At 65.7% G+C, this 23,277-nt stretch carries 21 protein-coding genes; 15 read left to right on the top strand and 6 right to left on the bottom strand.

Annotated features, from left to right (window positions below; translation table 11 throughout):
* Together cofC and cofH are read left to right on the top strand one after the other, a co-directional pair.
* Nucleotides 1-570: a 2-phospho-L-lactate guanylyltransferase gene (gene cofC, locus VH499_RS06350; RefSeq protein ID WP_332051856.1), complete on the top strand. Its 570-nt coding sequence runs from the start codon at nt 1-3 to the stop codon at nt 568-570.
* The gene (cofH, locus tag VH499_RS06345) at nt 560-2,989 is read left to right on the top strand and encodes a 5-amino-6-(D-ribitylamino)uracil--L-tyrosine 4-hydroxyphenyl transferase CofH (protein ID WP_332051855.1); all 2,430 of its coding nucleotides are present in this window, start codon (nt 560-562) and stop codon (nt 2,987-2,989) included. The genes cofC and cofH overlap by 11 nt, the downstream gene beginning before the upstream one ends.
* Before the next feature lie 67 nt (nt 2,990-3,056).
* Here cofH and fgd read toward each other — a convergent pair whose 3' ends face one another.
* Nucleotides 3,057-4,061, bottom strand: coding sequence for a glucose-6-phosphate dehydrogenase (coenzyme-F420) (gene fgd / locus VH499_RS06340; protein ID WP_332051854.1), 1,005 nt, complete (start codon nt 4,059-4,061; stop codon nt 3,057-3,059).
* 73 nt (nt 4,062-4,134) lie between these two features.
* Here fgd and cofE point away from each other — a divergent pair, with 73 nt between their 5' ends.
* Nucleotides 4,135-4,878, top strand: a complete 744-nt coding sequence (gene cofE, locus VH499_RS06335) for a coenzyme F420-0:L-glutamate ligase (RefSeq protein ID WP_332051880.1) — start codon at nt 4,135-4,137, stop codon at nt 4,876-4,878.
* 84 nt (nt 4,879-4,962) lie between these two features.
* Here cofE and VH499_RS06330 read toward each other — a convergent pair whose 3' ends face one another.
* Both VH499_RS06330 and VH499_RS06325 read right to left on the bottom strand, forming a co-directional pair.
* Nucleotides 4,963-6,099, bottom strand: coding sequence for an ABC transporter substrate-binding protein (locus VH499_RS06330; protein ID WP_332051853.1), 1,137 nt, complete (start codon nt 6,097-6,099; stop codon nt 4,963-4,965).
* An 11-nt stretch (nt 6,100-6,110) separates the two neighbouring features.
* Complete coding sequence (locus VH499_RS06325) at nt 6,111-6,980, bottom strand: IclR family transcriptional regulator (protein WP_332051852.1); 870 nt, start codon at nt 6,978-6,980, stop codon at nt 6,111-6,113.
* A gap of 107 nt (nt 6,981-7,087) precedes the next feature.
* Between VH499_RS06325 and VH499_RS06320 the strand changes: the two genes are divergently transcribed.
* Genes VH499_RS06320 through VH499_RS06290 form a run of 7 tightly spaced genes read left to right on the top strand, consistent with a single transcriptional unit; the run spans nt 7,088 to nt 15,289 of the window.
* Entirely contained in the window at nt 7,088-7,975 is an 888-nt protein-coding gene (locus tag VH499_RS06320; protein ID WP_332051851.1) for a branched-chain amino acid ABC transporter permease, read from the top strand.
* Complete coding sequence (locus VH499_RS06315) at nt 7,972-8,913, top strand: branched-chain amino acid ABC transporter permease (protein WP_332051850.1); 942 nt, start codon at nt 7,972-7,974, stop codon at nt 8,911-8,913. The genes VH499_RS06320 and VH499_RS06315 overlap by 4 nt, the downstream gene beginning before the upstream one ends.
* On the top strand, nt 8,910-9,707 hold the full coding sequence (locus VH499_RS06310; RefSeq protein WP_332051849.1) for an ABC transporter ATP-binding protein: 798 nt from the start codon (nt 8,910-8,912) through the stop codon (nt 9,705-9,707). Before VH499_RS06315 ends, VH499_RS06310 begins: the two co-directional genes overlap by 4 nt.
* Nucleotides 9,704-10,438: an ABC transporter ATP-binding protein gene (locus tag VH499_RS06305; RefSeq protein ID WP_332051848.1), complete on the top strand. Its 735-nt coding sequence runs from the start codon at nt 9,704-9,706 to the stop codon at nt 10,436-10,438. Before VH499_RS06310 ends, VH499_RS06305 begins: the two co-directional genes overlap by 4 nt.
* 8 nt (nt 10,439-10,446) lie before the next feature.
* Complete coding sequence (locus VH499_RS06300; RefSeq protein WP_332051879.1) at nt 10,447-12,531, top strand: hydantoinase/oxoprolinase family protein; 2,085 nt, start codon at nt 10,447-10,449, stop codon at nt 12,529-12,531.
* Between the two features lie 2 nt (nt 12,532-12,533).
* Complete coding sequence (locus tag VH499_RS06295) at nt 12,534-14,270, top strand: hydantoinase B/oxoprolinase family protein (protein ID WP_332051847.1); 1,737 nt, start codon at nt 12,534-12,536, stop codon at nt 14,268-14,270.
* A gap of 11 nt (nt 14,271-14,281) precedes the next feature.
* Entirely contained in the window at nt 14,282-15,289 is a 1,008-nt protein-coding gene (locus tag VH499_RS06290; RefSeq protein WP_332051846.1) for an LLM class flavin-dependent oxidoreductase, read from the top strand.
* Here VH499_RS06290 and VH499_RS06285 read toward each other — a convergent pair.
* The 3 genes from VH499_RS06285 to VH499_RS06275 form a co-directional block, all read right to left on the bottom strand.
* On the bottom strand, nt 15,270-16,349 hold the full coding sequence (locus tag VH499_RS06285; RefSeq protein WP_332051845.1) for an LLM class flavin-dependent oxidoreductase: 1,080 nt from the start codon (nt 16,347-16,349) through the stop codon (nt 15,270-15,272). The genes VH499_RS06290 and VH499_RS06285 overlap by 20 nt on opposite strands.
* Before the next feature lie 104 nt (nt 16,350-16,453).
* Nucleotides 16,454-17,524, bottom strand: coding sequence for an LLM class flavin-dependent oxidoreductase (locus VH499_RS06280; protein WP_332051844.1), 1,071 nt, complete (start codon nt 17,522-17,524; stop codon nt 16,454-16,456).
* A gap of 15 nt (nt 17,525-17,539) precedes the next feature.
* The gene (locus VH499_RS06275) at nt 17,540-18,400 is read right to left on the bottom strand and encodes a TIGR03620 family F420-dependent LLM class oxidoreductase (RefSeq protein WP_332051843.1); all 861 of its coding nucleotides are present in this window, start codon (nt 18,398-18,400) and stop codon (nt 17,540-17,542) included.
* A gap of 81 nt (nt 18,401-18,481) precedes the next feature.
* On the opposite strand from VH499_RS06275, the gene VH499_RS06270 reads away from it, so the two are divergent.
* From VH499_RS06270 to VH499_RS06250, 5 genes are all read left to right on the top strand, one after another.
* Nucleotides 18,482-19,324: an LLM class F420-dependent oxidoreductase gene (locus tag VH499_RS06270; RefSeq protein WP_332051842.1), complete on the top strand. Its 843-nt coding sequence runs from the start codon at nt 18,482-18,484 to the stop codon at nt 19,322-19,324.
* Complete coding sequence (locus VH499_RS06265; protein WP_332051841.1) at nt 19,321-20,265, top strand: LLM class flavin-dependent oxidoreductase; 945 nt, start codon at nt 19,321-19,323, stop codon at nt 20,263-20,265. The genes VH499_RS06270 and VH499_RS06265 overlap by 4 nt, the downstream gene beginning before the upstream one ends.
* Before the next feature lie 19 nt (nt 20,266-20,284).
* Nucleotides 20,285-21,136: an LLM class F420-dependent oxidoreductase gene (locus VH499_RS06260; RefSeq protein WP_332051840.1), complete on the top strand. Its 852-nt coding sequence runs from the start codon at nt 20,285-20,287 to the stop codon at nt 21,134-21,136.
* Nucleotides 21,137-21,233: 97 nt separating this feature from the next.
* Nucleotides 21,234-22,019: an alpha/beta hydrolase gene (locus VH499_RS06255; RefSeq protein WP_332051839.1), complete on the top strand. Its 786-nt coding sequence runs from the start codon at nt 21,234-21,236 to the stop codon at nt 22,017-22,019.
* A 5-nt stretch (nt 22,020-22,024) separates the two neighbouring features.
* Complete coding sequence (locus tag VH499_RS06250; RefSeq protein ID WP_332051838.1) at nt 22,025-23,269, top strand: LLM class flavin-dependent oxidoreductase; 1,245 nt, start codon at nt 22,025-22,027, stop codon at nt 23,267-23,269.
* Nucleotides 23,270-23,277: the final 8 nt, after the last annotated feature.

The raw sequence follows: 23,277 nt of genomic DNA, 5'->3' as shown, positions 1-23,277 counted from the left end.
ATGCCTGTTGTCGTCGTTCCGATGAAGTCCCTGCCGCTTGCCAAGGGCCGCCTTGCGCCGGTCCTCGATGCATCCGGCCGGCGTGCGCTTGCACAGAAGATGCTGGATCACGTGCTGGTGACGCTGCGGCAGGCCGGACTGTCGTCGATTCGCGTCGCAAGCGGCGCGGGCAACGACAGCGACCTCAACCGCGATGTGACCACGGCGGCACGCGCCGTCGAGGCGGAAGGCGCCACCGAGTTGCTGCTGGTGATGGCTGATCTGCCCTATCTTGATTCGGCTGACATCGCCGCGTTGATCGAGGCCGGGCGTGAAAGCGCCGTCGTCATCGCCGAGGCCAAGGACGGCGGCACCAACGCGCTCCTGTTGCGGCCACCGACGGTGCTCGAGTTCACCTTCGCCACGCACCGCCCCAGCGCCGCCCTGCACGCCGAACGGGCCCGGGCCGTCGGCATCGAGCCGGTTTTTGTCCGCCGGCCCGGCCTTGCACGCGACATCGACACGCCGGCCGATCTCGCCCAGCTTGTCTCCGACCACGCCGCGTACCATGTGTTCCGCCATGTCGCCTGAAGTCGAAAGCATCCTCGCCGAAACGGCCGATTTGCCAGCCCTGATGGAGAGGGCGGCGGCGCTCCGCGATGCCACTTTCGGCGAGCGCGTGACCTTCTCCAGGAAGGTCTTCATTCCGCTCACGCATCTCTGCCGCGACACCTGCGGTTATTGCACCTTCGTGCATCCGCCGCGGCGCGGCGAAGCGGCTTATCTGTCACCCGAGCAGGTCTTGGAGATCGCGCATGCAGGCCGAGCGGCCGGCTGCGCCGAGGCGCTCTTCACTCTGGGCGACAAGCCGGAGCTGAAGTGGAAGCCCGCCGCCGAGGCTCTCGCCACGCTGGGCCACGTCACGACGCTCGATTACCTCGCCGCGATGGCCGAGCGGGTCTTCAGGGAAACCGGATTGCTGCCGCATCTCAATCCCGGCCTGATGACCGCGACCGATCTTGCCAAGCTGCGGCGCGTCTCGGTCTCGATGGGCATCATGCTCGAGACGATGGCCGAACGGCTGGGAGAGCGAGGCGGCCCGCACTTTGGCGCGCCCGACAAGATACCGGCGGCACGGCTCGCCACGATCAGGGCCGCCGGTGAGGCAGGAGTGCCCTTCACGTCAGGCATTCTGATCGGCATTGGCGAGACGCGCGCGGAGCGGATCGAGGCGCTGCTGGCGCTGCGCGACCTCCATCGCGCCCACGGGCACCTGCAGGAAATCATCATCCAGAATTTTCGCGCCAAGCCGAACACGCGCATGGCGGACGCGCCCGAGCCTTCGTTCGAGGAGCTTTTGTGGACTGTGGCCGTGGCGCGCCTGATCTTCGGCGATACGCTTTCGGTCCAGGCGCCGCCCAACCTGCAGGAACCGGGCTACGGGCGCTTGATCGAGGCGGGCATCGACGACTGGGGCGGCGTGTCTCCGGTGACGCCGGATCACGTCAATCCCGAGCGGCCGTGGCCCGCGCTCGCCGGGCTCGCGACGGAGAGTGCGAAGCACGGCAAAGTGTTGACCGAGCGGCTCGCCGTCTATCCCCGCTACGTGCATGACAAGGCGTGGATCGATTCCGCGCTGCGCCCGCGCGTGCTGGCGATGAGCGAGGCGAGCGGGCTCAGGCGCGACAATGACTGGCGGCCCGGCCTCGTCATGGCGCTGCCGGAAGGCGATATCGCGACGCTCGCGCAGCCGGCGGTACGGCCGGGTGCCAGCCTCGCGCCGATCCTCGATCGGGCGACACGTGGCGCGGATCTCGGCGAAGACGACATCGTGCGATTGTTCGTGGCGCGCGGCTCCGATTTCGCCGCGGTGGCGCAGGCAGCGGATGCGGTGCGACGCGACGTGGTGGGCGACACGGTCTCGTACGCCGTGGTGCGCAATATCAACTACACAAACATCTGCTACTTCCGCTGCGGCTTCTGCGCCTTCTCCAAGGGCAAGCTTGCGGCCAACCTGCGCGGTTCGCCATACGACCTTACGGTGCAGGAGATCGTGCGGCGTGCAGCCGAGGCCTGGGAGCGCGGTGCCACCGAAGTGTGCATGCAGGGCGGTATCCACCCCGACTATAGCGGTCAGCATTATCTCGATGTGTGCCATGCCGTGCGCGAGCGGATTCCCGGCATGCATGTTCATGCCTTCTCGCCGCTCGAGGTCTGGCATGGCGCGACGACGCTCGGCCGGTCGATTCCCGATTTCCTCGCCGAGCTGCGCGACGCGGGCCTCGGCAGCCTGCCAGGCACGGCGGCCGAAGTGCTGGACGACGAAGTGCGCGACGTCCTTTGCCCCGACAAGGTTTCGACCGATCAGTGGCTCGACATCATGCGGGCCGCGCACAAGGTGGGCCTTCGCTCGACTGCCACCATCATGTTCGGCCATGTCGACCGGCCGATCCATTGGGCGCGCCATTTGCTGCGTCTGCGCAACCTCCAGAAGGAGACCGGCGGCTTCACCGAGCTCGTGCCGCTGCCTTTCGTTGCCGCCGAGGCGCCGATCGCGCTCAAGGGTCAGGCGCGCCTGGGCCCGACCTTCCGCGAAGCTGTGCTGATGCACGCGATCGGCCGGCTCGCGCTGCATCCCCATTTCAGGAACATCCAGACCTCGTGGGTGAAGATGGGCGTCGAGGGCGCCAAGCTTTGCCTTCAGGCCGGTGCCAACGATCTCGGCGGCACGCTGATGAACGAATCGATCACCCGTGCCGCCGGCGCCGAGCATGGTGAGGAGCTCCCGCCCGAGGCGATGGAGCGACTGATTGCCGATCTCGGTCGCACGGTGCGCGTCCGTACCACGCTCTATGGCGACGCCGCCGCCGATCGGCGCGCGGCTGCCCATGCCGCGGCTCCTCTGGCGCCGATCACGCTCGAAGTCGCGAGCCGCTGGGCCGGCACGGCGACGGAAGGCGACAAGCGCCGCGTGCTGCCCAAGCCACGGCAGCCGGTCGCTGCACGGTGATCTTCCAGACCGCGATCGTCGCGGCCGCTCGAGAGCATGAGCGAGCGGAGTGCTCGCGGTCCAATCACTAACCGAAATTTTTCCTCAACCGCGGCAACACCTCCTTGGCATAAAGCGACAGGAAGCGGGCCTGATCGGGGCCTGGCGCGTGGAACACCAGGTGATTGAAGCCGAGCTGCACGTAAGGCGCGATACGCTCGACGTGCTCGTCCGGATCGGTCGACACGATCCAGCGGCTGGCGATCCGGTCGATCGGAAGTGCATCGGCAAGACGCGCCATTTCAGTCGGGTTGTGCACCGAGGTCTTCTCGTCGGCCGAGAGAGCCAGCGCCGACCAGAAGCGCGTGTCTTCCCTGGCGCGAGCGAGGTCGGTGTCGAACGACACCTTCATCTCGATCATGTAGTCGACCGAGCCAGGGGGTTTGCCGGCGGCCTTCATGCCCTCGACGACACCGGGGATCAGCTTGTCGCGGTAGAGTTCCGTGCCCTTGCCACTGGTGCAGATAAAGCCGTCGCCGCTGCGGCCGGCATATTTCGCGACCTGCGGCCCGCCGGCCGCCACGTAGATGGGAATGAGTTCGGCTGGCCGGTCGTAGATCGTGGCGTCATGTGTCTTGTAGAATTCGCCCTCGAACGTGACGTGCTCCTCGCTCCAGAGCTTGCGCATCAGAACGATCGACTCGCGCAGCCGCGCATAGCGCTCCTTGAACTCGGGCCAGGGCTGGCCGGTCGCCGGCACCTCGTTCAGCGACTCGCCGGTGCCGACCCCCAGGATGACGCGACCGGGGAAGAGGCAACCCAGCGTCGCGAAGGACTGCGCCACGATGGACGGGTGATAGCGGTAGGTCGGCGTGAGCACGCTCGTGCCGATCGCGATCCGGCTGGTGCGCGCACCCAGCGCGCCCATCCAGGTAACGGAGTGCGGAGCATGGCCGCCTTCGTGGCGCCACGGCTGGAAATGATCGCTGATGAACACCGAATCGAAGCCGGTCCGCTCGGCCTCGCAGGCGAAGTCGAGCAGCTCTTTCGGCGCGAATTGTTCGGCAGATGCCTTGTAGCCTAGCCTGAGCATGATCGGCCCCTTTGATCAAAGACGGAGAAAAGGCTTATCACTACCGGCCTCTTTCCCGCGACGGAGTTTTTCGATTAACGCCCAGCGCCTTGAATTGATTGCCCCTGCCGGCTTGCCGCGCATCAAGCCGGGCGACGATCTCGCCTCCCTGATCGCACCCGCGGGCCTCAGGGACCACGATGTCGTGGTCCTGGCACAGAAGATCGTCTCCAAGTCGGAAGGCCGCCTGTTCCGCCTCTCGGATGTGACGCCGTCGGCCCGCGCCGCGGAGCTCGGCAGGAAAGTCGACAAGGATCCGCGCCTGGTCGAGCTGATCCTGCGCGAATCGACCGAAATCGTCCGGGCCGTGCGCGGCGTGATGATCGTTCAGCACCGGCTGGGATTCGTGATGGCCAATGCCGGCGTCGATGCCTCCAATGTCGACGATCCTGATCAGGTGCTGCTGCTGCCGGCCGATCCGGACGGCTCGGCGCGCCGCCTGCGGGCGCGGTTGAAGGAGCTTGCGGGCGTCGAGGTGGGCGTAGTCATCAACGATTCCTGGGGCCGCGCCTGGCGCATGGGCACGGTTGGCGCCGCGATCGGCGCGGCCGGCATCCCGGGGCTGATCGACATGCGCGGCCAGCCCGACATGAACGGCCGTATCCTGCGCGTCACCGAGATCGGCCATGCCGATGAAATCGCAGCCGCGGCGTCGCTCCTCATGGGACAGGCAGCCGAGGGTCGACCGGTCGTGATCGTGCGCGGCCTCGGCCCGGCCATCCGCGACGGCAATGCCGCGGAGCTCGTGCGGCCGAAGCAGATGGATCTGTTCAGGTAGCCAGGTTACCTGGTGTTGTCCCGGGCGCCGCGAGGGATCTTTGGCGAGCGCAAAGATCGCTCACTAATACGGCGCGCTGAACCGCTATTCGACCTTGACCAGCTCGGCGACGGCGACCTTCCTGTCCTTCACCGTCTGCAGCACGACATAGTGGCCCATCGAATTATGGTCGTCGAAGCCCACGACCTTGCCCATCAGGTTGTCGATCTTCACCTTGCGCATGGCCTCCATGACCTTCGGACCCTCGGTGCTGTTCGCGTCCTTGATCGCCTGCGCGATGATGCGGATGGACTGATAGCCCGCCCAGGTCTGCAAGTAGGGCTCGGACTTGTGCTTGGCCTCGATCTTCTGGACGAAGGCCTTGTTCTGCGGGTCCTCGATCGTGGCGTTGTAGACCCAGGCGCTGATCGAGTTCTCCATGCCGCCGGCCTCGATGATGGGCTGATTGCGACCGCCCAGTTCGACGCGGCCGGTATAGGGAATCTTGACCCCGAGCTGCATCGCCTGGCGCAGGAAGTTGATCGAGTCGCCGCCGATCTGGAAAGTGGCGATCGCGTCGGGATGGAGCTGCTGCAGGCGCGTGAGCAGGCTGGTGAAATCCGGCGTGTTCTGCGGCGGATAATCTGTCGACAGGATCTTCAGTCCCGCCTTGCCGGCCACCGCCTTGAAGGCGTCGGCGCCGCCGCGGCCGAAGTCTGTGTCCTCGGCGACGATCGACACCGTCTTGAACATCTTCTTCTGGCCGAGATAGATGCCGAGCGCATCCATCATGGCACTGTCGGACGGGCTGATGCGGAACGAGTACTCGTTTCGGCCCGGCCCCGCCAACTCCGTGATCTGCGGGTTCGATGCGATGCCGGTGATCATCGGGATCTTGGCATCGGCGACGATCTTCATGCTGGCGAGATGGACGGAGCTGCAGTGCGCGCCCTCGATCGCCACCACCTTGGCCTCGACCAGCTTGTTGGCGACGTTCACGCCTTCGGAGGGGTTGCACTTGTTGTCGAGGACCATTAGCTCGATCTTGCGGCCTCCGAGCAGGCCGCCCGCCGAATTGATCTCGTCGACCGCGAGATTGACGCCCCACATCTCCCATTCCGACGCCACTGCCGCCGGGCCCGTCTTGGGCGTCGAGACGCCGATTACGATCGGCTGCGCCAGCGCGGGCGCCACACCAAGCACCGAGGCGGCTACTGCCGCCAACCAGGTCTTCGTCTTCATCATGCTCCTCCTCACACGCTCCCTGTTGTTCCATTCATTTGCATGGCGCCCGGCATGCCGAGCAGCCGCGAGATGCGCAGCGCCGATGCCGTCACCAAGGGCTCGACGCTCGCAAGCGTCAGGCCAGAATCAAGATATTTCGGAAAGGCCACGCTCAGCGCCGCCACCACCGCCCCGGTGCGGTCGCGGATCGGCGCGCCGACCGAGAGCACGCCAGGAATGTTCTCCTCGTTGACCAGGGCAAAGCCCTGCCGGCGCACCTTGGGAAGCAGAGCGACGAGCGCCGCCGGATCGGTGATGGTGTGCGGCGTGATGGCGGCGAGCTTGCGGGCGCCCAAAACCTTGCGGGCCTCGCTGTCGCTCAGCGACGCGAGCAGCACCTTGCCCGCGCCGGTGCTGTGCAAAGGCATCTCGCTGCCGGGACTGACCTTGATCGCGACCGGACCGTCGGCCTGCACGGCGAGCAGGTAGATGGCGCGGCCGCCGCGCAGCACCGAGACGAAGCCGTTCAGGTGATGCTCGCGCGCCAACCGCTCCAGCTCGCGGCGGGCGGCAACGACGTAGTCGAACGCGCCCTCGCCCGTCACCCCCAGCGCCAGCGTGCGATGACCAAGGCGATAGCGCGATGTGTCGTCGTTCTTCTCGATGTAGCCGCGGCTCGCCAGCGAGCCCACGAGACGCTGTACGATGGTCGGGCCGAGCCCGCAGCGACGCGCGAGCTCACGCACGCCTACCTCGCCGCCTTCGGCTGCGATGGTTTCCAGCACGTCGAGCCCGCGCTCGAGCGACTGCGAGCGCGATCCCCTCTTCAGCTCGACATGCGCCGTCCGCGGTCGCGGCGCCATGATCACGCGCCGGCCCGCCGCCCTGGGTGCCGTCATGGCAGGTGTGCCGGATATCGGTACATCGTTTCGATAGTTGCAGGGTCGCAGGACTCTCGGTTATCTGTCAACGACTCGGTCCGGGAATTGCCAAAGTCGCGACAACAATGACCATCGACGCGGGCTACCTTCTTCAGCTCACGCTGAACGGCATCGCGCTGGGGCTGCTCTATGCCCTGATCGCCGTCGGCCTGTCGCTGATCTTCGGCGTCATGGAGATCATCAACTTCGCCCACGGCGAGCTCCTGATGCTGGGTGCCTTCGCCATGACCTTCGCGCTGCCGGTGGTGGGTCTGCTCTATTGGCCTGCCCTCGCCGCCGCCATCTTCGCCGCAATGCTGGCCGGGCTCCTGATCTACGAGATCCTGCTGGCAAGGCTCAGGCCTGACGAATTCGAGCGCAGCATTCTGATCACGCTCGGCCTCTCGATCATCCTGATCCACACGGTGCAGTACTTCTTTACCGCGAGTCCACGCCTGGTCGACACGCAGTACGGCTTCGCCGGCGTCGAGATCGGCAGCATTCGGCTCACCTGGACCCGGGTTATCGGCGCGGCAGCGGCACTCGCGGCCTTTGCCGGACTCTATCTGACGCTAGGCTTTACCCAGTTCGGCCGAGCCATGCGCGCCATCGCGCAGAACCGCGAGGCGGCGCTGATGGTCGGCATCCGGCCGCGCGTGGTCGCGCGCAACGCAATGATCCTGGCCACCGGACTTTGTGGCCTCGCCGGCGCGGCCCTGGCCCCGATTCAGCTCGTTACGCCCTATATGGGCCAGTTCCTGATCTTCAAGGCCTTCGCGCTGGTGATCATCGGCGGGCTCGGCAATATTCCCGGCGCCGTCGCCGCCGCGGTCGCGCTCGGTTTGATCGAGAGCTGGATCGGCGGCTTCTTCGCCGCCGCCTGGCAGGAAGGTGCGGTCTTCGTGATCATGATCGTCGTGCTGATGCTGCGGCCCGACGGCCTGTTCAAGCGCGGGGGCATGCGGGTCGGATGAAGCTTTCCTTCGCCTTCCTCGCCGCGCTCCTCTTCGCTGCGCTGCCCTTCATCACGTCGTCGAACTACATCATTGGCGTGGGCATCTCGGCCCTGATCTTCACGGTGGCGGCATCGGCGCTCAATCTCGTCTATGGCTTCGCCGGGCTGCTTTCATTCGCCCAGCTCGGCTTCTGGGGAATCGGCGGCTACACCGCAGCGCTTACGGTCGTCACCCTGGGCGGTTCGTTCTGGACGGGCGTGCTGGGGGCGGCATTGCTGAACGGCACCATCGCGCTCATGGTCGGCTATCCGATGCTGCGCACCAATCGTCATGCCTTCGTGATCTCGACGCTCACCTTTGCGCTGCTGGTCACTCTGATCGCACGCGACTGGGTCGGCCTGACGCGGGGTCCTCTCGGCATTCCCAACCTGCCGCCGCCCCGCGCCTTCGGGCAGCAGTTCGACACGCCGGCGAAGTTCTACCTCATCGCCTGGGCCTTCGCGGTGGTGACGGTCGCGTTCCTCTATGCGCTGTGCAGTTCGCGCATCGGCCGCACCCTGGTCGCGATCAAGCAGAACGAGCCGCTCGTGCGCGCCCAGGGCATTTCGCCCATGCCCTACAAGCTCGCCGCCTTCGCCCTGAGTGCGGCCATCACCGGGGCCGCAGGCGGCGTCTACAGTTTCAATCTCAGGATCATCGATCCGACGTTCCTCGACTTCTACTACATGCAAACCTTCCTGATCATCGTGATCATCGGCGGCGCCGGCAGCTTCTGGGGCGTGATTGCCGCCGGCATCGCGCTTTCGGCCCTGCCCGAGGTGCTGCGCTTCTCAGAAGACTTCCGCATGATCATCTACGGCGTGATCCTGGTGGTCGCGATGTTCGTCATGCCCGCGGGCGTCGCCGGCTGGCTGCGCGAGCGCAAGCTCGCGGCCATGCGCGAGGCGCTGCGATGAGCGCGATCCTGAGGGTCGCCGGGCTGCGCAAGGCCTATGCCGGCGTCCACGCCCTCGACGGCGTGTCGTTCGAGGTCGAGGGCGGCAGCATCACCGGCCTGATCGGTCCCAACGGCTCGGGCAAGAGCACGGCGATCGATTGCATCTCGGGTTTCCAGAAACTGGACGACGGCACGGTGGCGCTCGCCGGCGCCGACATCACCGGCTGGGCCGCCCATCTCATCGCGCGCGCCGGACTGATGCGGACCTTCCAGACCGTACGCGTCTATGAGCGCCTGTCGCTCGCCGACAATCTTGTCATCGCCGCGCAGCAGTTCGATCCGGCCACGTGGATCGACGAATTCATGCGGACCCGGCGCTATCGGCAGGCGGTCGAGGCCTCGGAGCGACGCGCCCGCGAACTGGCCGAGCTGGTCGGCCTGCAACGCTATTATGACGCCGAGGCCGGCATCCTTTCCTACGGCCAGAAGAAGCTGGTGGCGCTCGCTGCCGCCCTGATGCCGCGACCGAAGATCGTCGTGCTCGACGAGCCGGTGGCAGGCGTCAATCCAAGCCGTATCCGGGAAATAGAGGTGGCGCTGCAGCAGCTCAACCATGCGGGCGAGACTTTCCTGATCGTCGAGCACAATGTCGAATTCATCACGACCCTCTGCCATCACGTGATTGTCCTGGAGCAGGGGCGCAAGCTCACCGAAGGAACCGCCGCCCAGATCCACACCGATCCGCGCGTGCTGGAGGCCTATCTCGGCATGACGCCGGAAATGGCCGAGGCAGAAATGAGAGGCGCGGCGTGAATTTGCCCACCCTCGAACTAGCCTCGGTCACGGCGGGCTACGGCAACAATCCGATCGTGCGCGATTTCTCCGCCCGCCTCGAAGCCGGTACCATCACGACCCTGATCGGCGGCAACGGCGCCGGCAAGTCCACGCTCCTGCGGGCGATCTACGGCACCAACCGGCTCTTCTCCGGCAAGATCCTGTTCCAGGACGAGGCGATCGAATACCTGCCGCCCTGGGAGCGGCTCAAGCGTGGTATCGGTTTCGTACCGCAAGGCCGTTGCAATTTTCCGGCAATGAGCGTCGGCGAGAACCTCAAGATGGGATGCTACACCCTGCCTGCGGCGAGGCATGCGACGGCAATCGACCGCGTGACCGGGCTGTTCCCGCTCTTGGGCGAGAAACGGCGCACCGAAGCCGGCAACATGTCGGGAGGCGAGCAGCAGGTCCTCGAGATGGCGATGGTGCTGCTTCTGGAACCCAGCCTGCTGTTGCTGGACGAGCCCTCTCTGGGGCTGTCGCCCAAAATGCAGGCCGACGTGTTCGCCACGGTTCGGCGTATCGCCACGACCGGTGTCACGGTTCTGGTGGTGGAGCAGAATGTGCGTGGCGCCCTCCTGATCTCGGACCGCGCTCTGGTGATGGAGCAGGGGCGCAAATTCATGGAGGGGCCGGCTGCCGAGGTGCGGACCGATCCGCGGATCCGCCAAGCGTACCTCGGCGGCAACATCCAGCAGACAGCGGCGTAAAGGAAGGTATTGCAGAGATGGACAAGGCAAGACTGGCGGTCGATATCGGCGGCACGTTCACCGACCTCGCGCTCGAGGTGAAGGGCAAGCGTACGAGCGTGAAGGTGCTCACTACGCCGCGGGCGCCCGAGGAGGGCGTGCTGACAGGCATCGCCGAGATCCTCAGACACACAGGCGCGAAGCCGGCCGATCTCGGCCTCATCATCCATGGCACGACGCTTGCCACGAACGCCATCATCGAGCGCAAGGGCGCGAAAACGGCCTTGATCGTGACCGAAGGCTTTCGCGATTCGATCGAGATGGCCTTCGAGCATCGCTTCGAGCAGTACGACATCTTCATGCAGAAGCCGCCGCCGCTGGTGCCACGCGACCTGCGCTTCGGCGTTCCCGAGCGGCTCGACGGGCGCGGCAACGTGCTGATCCCGCTCGACGAGGAAGCGGTGCGTGCGCTCGCACCCAGGATCGCAGCGGCCGGCATCGAGGCGGTGGCGATCGGCTACATGCACGCCTATCTCGACGGCAAGCACGAGCAGCGTACGCGGGACATCCTGAGCAAGCTGCTGCCCGCTCTCTCGATCACGCTCTCGAGCGAGGTGTCGCCGGAAATCCGCGAGTACGAGCGCTGGTCGACCGCCGTCGCCAATGCCTATGTCCAGCCGGTGATGGATCGTTATCTCGGCCGCCTCGACCAGGCTTTACGGGATCAGGGCTTCACTTGCCCGCTCTTCATGATGACCTCCGGCGGCGGCCTTACCGCGCTCGCGACCGCGCGCAAGTTCCCGATCCGGCTGGTCGAATCCGGGCCGGCCGGCGGCGCCATCCTGGCGGCGGCGCTGGCACGACAGTGTGGCCTCGCCAAGGTGCTGTCGTTCGACATGGGTGGCACGACAGCCAAGATCTGCCTGATCGACGACGGCGAACCGCAGCACTCGCGCACCTTCGAGGTGGCGCGGCAGTACCGGTTCCTGAAAGGAAGCGGCCTGCCGCTGCGCATCCCCGTGATCGAGATGGTTGAGATCGGTGCGGGCGGCGGCTCGATTGCCCATGTCGACTCGCTCTCTCGCATCAATGTCGGGCCGGAAAGCGCTGGCGCCGAGCCGGGACCCGCGAGCTATGGCCGCGGTGGCACGGCGCCCACCGTAACCGACGCCGACGTCGTGCTGGGCCGCATCGATCCCGGCTATTTCGCCGGCGGCACGATCAAGCTTTCGCCCGAGAAGGCGGGAGCGGCGGTCGACGATGCGGTCGGCGCGGCGCTTGGCCTCAAACGCCTCGATGCCGCTTTCGGCGTGAGCGAGATCGTCGAGGAGAACATGGCCAACGCGGCGCGCGTGCACGCCGTCGAGCGCGGCAAGGAATTGCAGAACCGCACCATGATCGCCTTCGGCGGCGCCGCGCCGATCCACGCCGCGCGCCTGGCGGAGAAGCTCGGCATCAGTCGCGTGCTGGTGCCGGAGGGCGCCGGAGTCGGCTCGGCGGTCGGCTTCCTGATGGCGCCGGTGGCCTATGAAGTCGTGCGCAGCCGCTACGTGCAGCTCGACCACGACAAGTTCGACCCCGCCTTCGTCAACAGACTGTTCGCCGAGATGCATGCCGAGGCGCAAGCGGTGGTGAAAGCGGGCGCACCGGACGCCAGGCTTGTCGCCACGCGTACCGCCGATATGCGCTATCGCGGCCAGGGGCACGAAATCACAGTCGACCTGCCTGCCGGCGAGTTCAACGCAGGTTCCCGGGAGACATTGATCAAGCTCTACGAGGAAGGCTATGCCGCGACTTTCGGCCGGACGATTCCGGGACTGGGCGTGGAAATCATGAACTGGACGTTGAGGCTCGCCGCGGCGCAGCCAGCGATGCCGAAATGCCCGCCCCAGCCGGCCGACAAGCGGGCCGAGGCGCGCGGCCGCCGGCCGGTCTACGACCCGGCCGACCAAGACATGATGGACGTAGCGGTCTATCATCGCGCCGACCTTTCGATCGGCAGTCACGTGCCCGGCCCGGCGATCATCGCCGAGGACGAGACGACCACGATCGTGCCCAAGAGCTTTGCCGCGCGGCTGAGCCCGATCGGTGCCATCCTGTTGGAGAAGGTGTGAAAATGAACGTCAACGACCCTCTCTCGCCCATCCGCCTGCAGCTCATGTGGGACCGCCTGATCGCGGTCGTCGAGGAGCAAGCGCTGGCCCTGATCCGCACCGGCTTCTCGACTTCCACCCGCGAGGCGGGCGATCTGTCGGCGGGCGTGTTCGACCTGCAGGGCGCAATGCTTGCGCAGGCCGTGACCGGCACGCCGGGCCACATCAACTCCATGGCCCGCGCCGTGCGGCACTTCCTTGCCAAGTTTCCGCCCAGGACGATGAAGGAAGGCGATGTCTTCCTCACCAACGACCCATGGAAGGGCACGGGCCACCTGCACGACTTCACTTTCGTCACGCCGACCTTCCGGCGCGGCAGGATGGTGGCCTTGTTCGCTTCGACCTGCCACGTGGTCGATATCGGCGGTCGGGGCATGACGACCGATGCGCGCAATGTCCATGAGGAAGGCCTCTACGTGCCGCTGATGCGCTTTGCGCACGCGGGCAAGGTCGACCAGACGCTGATCGACATCGTGACAGCCAACGTACGCGAGCCCGTGCAGGTGGTCGGCGATCTCTATTCCCTGGCGACCTGCAACGAAATCGGCTGCCGCCGGCTGATCGAGATGATGGACGAGTTCGCGATCGACGATCTCGACCGGCTGGGCAGCCACGTCCTGGAGAAATCGAGGCAGGCTTCGCTCGAGGCGATCGGGAAGATCAAGCCCGGCGAGTACAAGTTCTCGATGCGCGTCGACGGCTACGACAAGCCGATCGATCTCGTCGCCACCATGAAGATCGGCCCGACCGGCATCGATGTCGATTTCGCCGGCACGTCAGGCGTGTCGGCCTACGGCATCAACGTGCCTGTCTGTTACACCGAGGCCTATTCGTCGTTCGGCGTGAAATGCATCGTGGCGCCCAAGGTGCCGAACAACGAGGGCTCGCTGTCGGTGATCCGTGTCACCGCGCCCCAGGATTCAATCCTCAATGCGCGCAAGCCCGCACCGGTCGCGGCGCGTCACGTCACCGGCCAGATGCTGCCGGACGTCATGTTCGGCTGTTTGCACCAGGCGCTGGGCGGGCACGTACCGGCCGAAGGGACGTCCTGCCTGTGGAATCTCTTTGCGCTCGGCGGTCCTGGCGCCACCGACGGCGATCCGGCCGAGACCGTGCATGCCCAGCCGTTCAGCGTCATGAGCTTCCATGCCGGTGGCACCGGTGCACGGCCTGGCGCGGACGGGCTCTCAGCTACGGCCTTCCCGAGCGGCGTCCGCAACGTGCCGATCGAGGTCAACGAAGCGGTGTCGCCGGTCATCGTGTGGCGCAAGGAGTATCGTCAGGATTCCGGTGGCGCCGGCGAGTTCCGCGGCGGCTTGGGCCAGATCATGGAAGTCGGCACGCTCGACAAGGCACCCTTCGCCCTCAGCGCCTACTACGACCGAATCGATCATCCCGCTCGTGGCCGTGACGGCGGCCTCAACGGCGCTCCTGGACGGGTCAGCCTGTCGTCGGGCCAGGTGCTGCGCGGCAAGGGCCTGCAGACCGTGCCGCCGAAGGACCGCGTGATCATCGCGATGCCGGGCGGTGGCGGGCTTGGCAATCCGCGCACGCGACCGGCGGCGGCCGTGGCCTCCGATGTGCGTCAGGGATTCATCTCGGCGGAATCCGCGCGGCAGGACTACGGCGTGGCGCTGAACAACGATGGCACGATTGACGAGGCCGTCACCGCCAAGCTGCGCGCCATCGCCGCGGAATAAGGAACACCAGGATGCGCGTGAGTGCCGGCCTGCCGACCGGAATGGAAGGCCTGACCTATCCGATCCCGTTCTCCGACCCGGAGAACGTGATCCGGATCGCGCAGGCGGCCGAGAAGTTCGGCTACGACTCGGTGTGGGGCAACGACCACATGACGACGCAGAACTACGTTCGCGCCGAGTTCCCGGTTCCACCGCGGTTCTGGGAGCCGCTGGTCACCTACGCGTTCGTCCTCTCCAACACCAAGACCATCAAGGTCGGCACCGGCATCCTGGTACTGCCCATGCGCCACGATATCGTCGTGGCGGCCAAGCAGATCGCGACCCTCGACCATTTCGGCAAGGGCCGCCTCGAGCTCGGCGTCGGCATCGGCGCCTATCGCGAGGAGTTCAAGGCGCTGCAACCGGACAGCCGGATTGACCGCGGCGAAATCGTCGATGAGGGCCTGCAGGCGCTGAATCTTCTGTTCAAGGAGCGCGTCGCAAGCTTCGACGGCAAGTTCTACAAGTTCCATGACGTCGAGCTTTTCCCAAAACCCTATCAGAAGAAGCTGCCGATCTACGTCGGCGGCAACAACGCGAACAATATCCGTCGTACGGTGAAATGGGCCGACGGCTGGTTGCCGGCCGGCATGCATGTCGAGCGGATTCGCGCCGGCGTGAAAGCCCTTCGCGAGGAGGCCGAGAAGGCCGGCCGCGACTGGCGGAAGATCGAGGTCTGCCCGCAATTCGTCGTCCATGTCGGCAAGACGCACGCTGCCGCGATCGAGAGCTTCCGCAAGAGCCAGATGAACAAGCATCTGGTATCGCTCGCCAAGTCGACGCTCAAGGGCCAGGGGCCGGCCACACACGAGGAGATCAACCTCATCGGCTCGCCGTCGGAGATCGTCGACAAGGCCCTGGCCTTCCGCGAGGCCGGTGTCACCCATCTCCTCGGCCTGTATTTCGCCGCCGACTCCGTGCAGGAGCTTTTGGACCAGATGCAGGTCTTCGCCGAAGAGGTCATGCCGAAAGTGAAGTAAGGGATCTTTTCACGACGGGTATGACCTCCTTCGCGATCACTTCGAGCTCACCGACCGCCTGGCGCAAGGACATGCCGGGCGGCCGCGGCTGGAAGATGATGTGGTCGACGTCGAGGCGCGGTTGCCAGTCGACAATCTTCCCGGCGATATCAGCGGGTGTTCCCAGGAACCAGCGGTCCTGCATGAACCCCTCGGACATGAAGTAGGCATTGTCGGAAGTGAGCGGACGGCGCTCGCCTGTCACCCGGTCGGTGTAGCTGAGCCCGACGCGCTCCGGCTTGTATTGGACACGATACACCTCGTCGATGAAGCGCTGGCGGCGGCGGATCGCGTCGGCCGGCGAATCGCCCACGAAGATCTCGCGCATCAAGGCACGCGGCAGAGGCCCTGCGTTCTGTCGCGCTACCTCCTCGTCGAATGACCGGAGCTGGCGCACCAAATGCTCCAGCTCGATCAGCGGCGCGACCAGGAAGCCGGCGCGATGCTTCACCGCCCGCGCCCGTGCCTTGGGCGCTGCGGCCCCTATCCAGAGCGGCAGCCGGCCCGGCGTGACCGGTGGCGGCCGCAGCAGGCCATCGACTACGGTGAAGACGCGGCCATCGTAGTCGAAGCGCTCGCCTGTCCAGGCGAGGCTGAGGATGTCGAGCGATTCCTCGAAGGCGGACGTGCGCTTGGCATAGGACCAGCCGAACATTTCGAATTCGGCAGGCCGATAACCCTGGCCCAATCCGATCTCGACGCGACCACCCGACAGATTGTCGAGCACCGCAAGATCCTCGGCCAGCCGCAGCGGATGTCCATGCAGCGGAGCCAGCGCGACCGCTTGCCCGATCCGGCAACCCGGCGCGGCAACCGCGAGAGCGGCGCAGGCCACCACGGGTGAGGGACAGTAACCGTCCGTTTCGCCGTGATGCTCGCTCGCCCAGACCGAATGAAAGCCGAGACGGTTCGCCTCGGCGGCAAGCTCGATCCCCTCGCGATAGGCCCTGTCATACGGCTCGCCTAGCTCGCGATGCGCCTGGAAGCTGAACGAGATGCCGAATTGCGGAGTTTTGGTCATGGGTGCACCACGTCAGATCCACATTCTGTGTCGTCCCGAACGAGGTGAGGGACCTTCCGCAGCACCCGATCAAAGATCCCTCGCTTTGCTCGGGATGACATGCTTTACACGAATGCCTTCCGGATTCGCGCCCAGTCGGCGAGCGCCTGTTCCTGGCCAGGCACGAGCTGGATCGTGAACTGCGAATAACCGGCGGCACGCAGACGATCGATGCGTTCCTTGATCTCGGCTTCGGTCGCGGTGAAAGACGTGGAGCGGATAAGTTCTGCGGTGACGAAGCGCTTTTCCTCCGGCTTCACGAACATCAGATGGCCGCGATGGTTCTCCAGGTAGGGGGCATCCCTCGGTTCGAAGGTTCGAGCGAGCGCGATGTAACCTGCCAGCTCTGGACGGGCGTTCGGCATCCCGGTGGTGCCGGGCTTGAGGCCCGACAACACCTCGTCTGCCGCACGATGGAGCATTACCGCTGCTCTCGGCCCGGCCTGTGCCAACGCACGCTCGGAATCGGCTGGCTCACCCTCCTGCAGCACGCACCCCAGCGCAAATGCCGTAGCCTGCAGGTCACCGAGCGGGTGTCCCGCTTTCTGCCAATCTGCCCGCATGGCCTCGACCTCGCGCATGCCATGCTCGGCACTCGAGACGAAGTCGATCCAGCCCGCCTTGAGCTTGGCAGTCAGTGCGCGTGTACGCGGCCCGTAGGCCGAAAGATGAAGTGCAACAGGATCGCGCGTGTTGATGAGAGCGAGCTCGGGATTGAGAAAGCGGATCTTCCGCTTCTGTCCCTCCATCTCGAACTCGACGGTTTCGCCGCGCAGCAGGCCGTAGACCTGTGCAATATAGTCCGCCATGTCCTTGACCTTCATCGCGCCGAAGCCCATCGCACGACGCGCGGTGAAGCCGGTACCGACACCGAAATCGATGCGGCCGGGTGCGAGCTGGTTCAATGTGGCGAGGGCATTTGCGGCAACCGGCGCGATCCGGTTCGACGGCACCAGCACGCCGGTGCCGAGCCGGATGCGACGGCTGTTCACGGCCGCGGCGCCCATGGCGACGAAGCAGTCGGCGCTCAGCATTTGCGTGTCGTAGAACCAGGCATGGGAGAAGCCGAATTCCTCGGCCCGCTGCACCAGCTTCCAGGAATCCGCCGCCGTCGGCAGCGCGATGCCGAACTCCATGCTGTCCCTCCGTTGCTACGTGTCGGCCAGCGCCGCCAGCATGCGGTCGCGTCCGGCGAAGTCGCCATCGGCATGCACCGGCTGCAGACAAACATGCGTGGCGCCGGCATCGAAGTGCGCGCGCAGCGCCTTCCTGACCGCCGCGGCATCGCCCCACAGCACCATGGCATCGATGAAGCGATCGCTGCCGCCATTGGCGAGGTCCGCTTCGGTGAAACCCAGCCGCAGCCAGTTGTTGCGGTAATTGGGCAACATCATGTACCGCGCCAGCTCCTTGCGGGCGAGCGAGCGCGCCTTCGCCGGGTCGGTTTCCAGCGTCACCTTCTGCTCGACCGCGAGTTGCTTCTTGGGTCCGAGGATTTTCGCCGCCTCAGCCGTATGCTGCGGCGTCACGTTGTAGGGAACAGCGCCCTGGGCCTTCTCCGCGCTCAGGGCCAGCATCTTCGGCCCCAGCGCCGCCACCAGGACCGGCGCGTCGCTCGCCGCTGGCAGGTCCTTGTGCAGACCGTCGAGATAGGCGCGCATGGCGCCAAGCGGCTTGTCGTAGCGATGGCCGCGCAGGCCCTCCACCATCGGGATATGGCTGACGCCGAGCCCGAGCACGAACCTCCCGCCGTAGAGATCGTTCAGCGACACCATGGCGCGGCGGGCGGTGAATGGATCGCGTGCATAGATGTTGGCGATCGAGCTGCCGATCGTGAGCCGGCTGCTTTTCGAGAGCAGAAAGGCGGCGAGCGACATCGATTCGTAGCCGCGCGATTCGGGATACCACAAAGTCGTGTAGCCGTTCTTCTCCACAGCACGTGCCAGATCGGCGAGCTGCGCTCCGTTCAATTTGTCGGTCGAGTACCAGACTCCGAGGCGGCCGAGCTGCATGATCGTCTCCGTGCGTTGCGGGGCTTGGCAGCGCGACGTTAGCGGACGTATCGTCGAAAATCGATTCCGGGAGGACTCCGCATGGATCTGGGCGTTTGCTATTTCCCGACAGACTACGGAATCGACATGAGCGAGCTGGGGCGGGCACTCGAGGAGCGCGGCTTCAAATCGCTGTTCGTGCCGGAGCACACCCATATTCCGCTCAGCAGACGCACCCCCTTTCCCGGCGGCGGCGAATTGCCCAAGCGCTACTCCCACACCCACGATCCGTTCGTGGCTTTGTCCTTCGCCGCGGCCGCCACCACGAAACTCAAGGTCGGCACGGGCATCCTCCTCGTTCCGCAACACGAGCCGATCGTCACGGCCAAGGCGATCGCGAGCCTCGACCAGCTTTCGGGCGGCCGCTTCATTTTCGGCATCGGCGGCGGCTGGAACGTCGACGAGATGGAGAACCACGGCGCCACGCACGGCAGCCGCTTCAAGATCATGCGCGAGCATGTGCTGGCCATGAAGGCGCTGTGGACCGAGGAGAAGGCCTCGTTTCACGGCCAGTTCGTGAAGTTCGATCCTGCCTGGTCGTGGCCGAAGCCTCGGCAGCGCCCGTACCCGCCGATCCTGCTCGGCGGCGAGACCGACCATACGCTGCGCCGTATCATCGAATACTGCGACGGCTGGCTGCCAAGGCCACGCGGCTTCGATCCGGTGCAGGGCATCGACCGCTTGCGTCGCATGGCGTCCGAGAAAGGGCGCGATCCCGCTTCGCTTTCGGTCACGGTCTTCGCCGCCCCGCCCGAAGCCAAGGTACTCGCGGGCTACGCCAAGGCCGGCATTCACGGCGCGCTGCTGGCGATCCCGGATGCGAATCGCGACGAGATCCTCCGTCAGCTCGATCAGTGGGTATCACTCGCGAAGGCGCATGCATGACCGTCGCCATCGGCCTTGGCTTGATGGAATTCCCTTTCGCCGGGGCCGCCGACTATTGGCGCTGGGTCGATCTCTGCGAGCACGGCGGCGTCGATTCGATCTGGCAGACCGACCGGCTGATCAGCCGCCAGCCCATCCTGGAATGCATGGCGACCATGGGGGCGCTGGCTGGCCGCACGCGGCGGCTGCGATTCGGCATGAACGTCGTCTCGCTCGCCCTGCGCGACCCGGTGCTGCTCGCCAAGCAATGCGCGACTATCGACGTCCTTTCCGGAGGCCGCCTGCTGCCGGCGTTCGGCATCGGCAGTCCGCTCGGTCCGGAATGGCAGGCGTTGAACATCGATACGCACACCCGCGGCAAGCGCACCGACGAGGCACTGGAGATCATCGCCCGCCTGTGGCGCGAGGACAGCGTGGACTTCGCCGGGACGCACTATCGACTGACGGGCGCTTCGATCTCGCCAAGGCCGGTGCAGCCCGACCTGCCGATGTGGATAGGCGGCTCGTCCGACGCCGCCATCCGACGAACCGCACGATATGGGACCGGCTGGCAAGGCGGTGGCGAGACGCCCACCGATGCGGCACGCGTGGTTGCCGCGATCAAGATGGCGACGGCCGAAGCCGGCCGATCGATCGACAAGGATCACTACGGTGCCAGCTTTCCTTTCCATTTCGGCGCGGCGAGCGACGGTGTCGTCACGGCCGCAATGGCAGCCTACGCCAAGCGCACGGGGCGCGAGGCCCAGCGATATTTCGCGATCGGCGACGAGACTGCGATCCTGGATCGGGTTGTCGAATACGTGAGCGGCGGCATCGAGAAATTCATTCTTCGGCCCGTCGGCGCCAACGGCGATGAGATTATCGCCCAGACGCGGCGACTGATCGACAAGGTCCTGCCGCTCGCCGCCGCCCGTTGGCCGAAGACGAAGGCCGCGGCATAGCTCGAAGGAGAAAACACCCATGCATCTCGGCGCGGCGATGTTCTTCACCGATTATTCCATGTCGCCCGGCGACCTCGCCAGGGCACTGGAGGAGCGTGGCTTCGAATCGCTGTGGGCGCCCGAGCACTCGCATATTCCGCTGTCGCGCAAGTCGCCCTTTCCGAGCGGTGGCGAGCTGCCCAAGAAATACTACGACGCGATGGATCCGTTCGTGACCCTGACCGGGGCGGCCGCGGCCACCAGCCGGCTCAAGGTGGGCACCGGCATCTGCCTGGTGGTCCAGCGCGATCCGATCCAGACCGCCAAGCTCGTCGCCTCGATCGATCAGGTCTCCGGCGGCCGCTTCCTGTTCGGCGTCGGCAATGGCTGGAACAGCGACGAGATCGAGAATCACGGCACGCCCTTCAAGGCCCGGCACAAGGTCGCGCGCGAACGCATCGAGGCGATGAAGGTGATCTGGACCAAGGCCACGCCCGAGTATCACGGCGAGTTCGTGAACTTCGATCCCATGATGACCTGGCCGAAGCCGGCACAGAAGCCGCACCCGCCGATCCTGGTCGGCGGCGCGTTCCCCTATGCCGCCAGGCGCGCCCTGCGCTACGGCGATGGCTGGATGCCGCACCGCGTGCGGCCGGATTACGCCAATGTACGCGATCTGCTGCCGAAGTTCCTGCAGATGGCGGCCGAGGCCGAGCGCGACCCGGCGACGGTGCCGGTGACGATCTGGGGAGCGACCGAGGATCAGGATGTGCTGAAGCGCGATCGTGATGCCGGTGTCGTGCGTGTCGTGGTCAGCCTCGAGTCGGCCAAGGCGGACGTCATCCTGCCGCAACTCGACCGCTGGGCGAAACTCTTGCAGAGCGTCGCCTGACGTTTGTCGAACCGCGGATCAATCGCCGCGCCGGCGATCGTTTGACTCCCCAACATCGGGTTGCAACCATTCCCGCTCCCGCGAAAAGGGAGTGCTTATGGCCGTCTTGGACTGGACCGACTCCACGATGGACGCTGCAGGGACGAGGCTCCATGTGGCCCGCGCCGGCCGTGGCCGTCCGGTCATGGTGCTCCATCACGAGACCGGCACGCTCGATCGCCTTCCCTTTTACGACGCGCTGACGAAAAGCTACGACGTGCTCGTGCCGCATCATCCGGGCTACAGTCGTTCGGAGCGGCCGGACTGGATGCGCAGCATACGCGACATCGCCGTCATCTATCGTGGTCTCTTGAGCGAGCTCGGGCTTCGCAATGCCGCCCTTATCGGCCTGGGGTTCGGTGGCTGGATTGCGGCCGAGATGGCCAGCATGGCGCCTGCGGACCTTTCGCATCTGGTTCTGGTGGGCGCGATGGGCATCAAGCCGACCGAAGGCGATATCCTCGATCTCGCCGTCACCGGTTACATCGACTATGCCCGCGCAGGTTTCCACGACCAGAAGGCATTCGACGGCGTGTATGGCGCCGAGCCATCTATCGATCAGCTCGAGATGTGGGACATCTGTCGTGAGATGAGCTTCCGCATTGCCTGGAAACCCTACATGTACAGCCAGACCCTGCCGCACCTTTTGGGCGCGGTGTGCGTGCCGGCGCTGGTGGTCTGGGGCGACGACGACAAGGTGGTGCCGCTGAGCGCCGGCAAGCGCTATGTCGAGGCGCTGCCGCAGGCCAAGCTGCACGTCGTCAAGTCGTGTGGCCATTGCGTCGACATGGAGCAACCCGAGCTTCTTGCGAAGCTGGTCACGGATTTCATCGGTCGGGGGTAATCGCCATGCACCTGATGTATTTCACCGAGCAGCCGATGTCGGCCTATCCCGAGCAGGCCGGCCGCGACTTCGGTGCCACCGCGCTGATGTTCTCCAACAAGCATTTCGATCCGGTGGCGGGCTCGCGGCTCTACAACAACTACATCGAGCAGTACATGCTGGCCGAGGAGGTCGGCGTCGATGGCATCATGCTGAACGAGCACCACAACGCGCCGTTCTGCATGCAGGCCAAGGCCAACATCTTCGCCGCGATCCTGGCCGGCATGACCAGGAAGGTTAAGATCGTGATGCTGGGTAATCCGCTACCGCTGGCGGAGAACCCGGTCCGGCTCGCCGAAGAGCTTGCCATGATCGACATGATCTCCAGGGGCCGCCTGGTCTCGGGCTTCGTTCGCGGCGGCGGCCAGGAGCAACTCGCAACCGGCGTCAACCCCGCCTTCAACCGGGAGCGCTTCGAGGAGGCGCACGAGCTGATCGTAAAGGCATGGACCCAAACCGGGCCTTTCCGTTTCGAGGGCACGCACTACCAGCACCGTGTGGTCAATCCATGGGCGGTGCCGCTGCAGAAGCCCTATCCGCGCGTCTGGATTCCGGGCGTCATCAGCAAGGAGACGATCGTATGGGCGGCACAGCAGCGCTACCCCTACATCGCGCTCAATACTTCGATCGAGCAGACCAAGAAGATCTGGGAGCTCTACGACAGCGTCGCCCTGCAGACAGGCTATGTCGGAGGACCGGAGAATCGCGGCTATCTGATCCAGGTTCACATTTCCGATCGTGAGGAGAAGGCGATCGAGAACGCCAGGCAGTTCCGCTGGATGCAAGGTGAGTTCACCGGGCTTGCCCATCCTGTGTGGAGCACGCCGTCGGGCTACGGCTCCCCCAGCAATCGCCGCGCCTTCGTCGAGTTCGCCGCCGGCCGCGCCAAGAATCCGCGCGGCGAGACCAGCTTCGAGCAGCAGATGGCCGACCTGCGCATCATCGCCGGCACACCCAAGACCGTGATCGCCAGACTCCGACGCATCCTCGAGGAGACGCGCCCCGGCATCCTGGCGTTATGGGGCAATGACGGCCGGGTGAGCCAGGAGGACTCGCTCACCTGCATCCGGCTGATGGGCACCGAGGTCTTCCCGGCGCTCCGTGAGATCGCCAAGAGTCTCGATCTCAAGAGCCCGTTCGAGGCGGACGCGCCCGTGCATCTCCGCTATTCGACCGACCTCAAGCCCGCCAAGGCCGCGGCGGCAGAGTAGGGGGAGAC

The organism is Reyranella sp. (assembly GCF_036558665.1).
GTDB lineage: Bacteria > Pseudomonadota > Alphaproteobacteria > Reyranellales > Reyranellaceae > Reyranella.
Note: the sequence above shows the minus strand (reverse complement) of the source record. Positions and strands in the feature narration are given on the sequence as shown.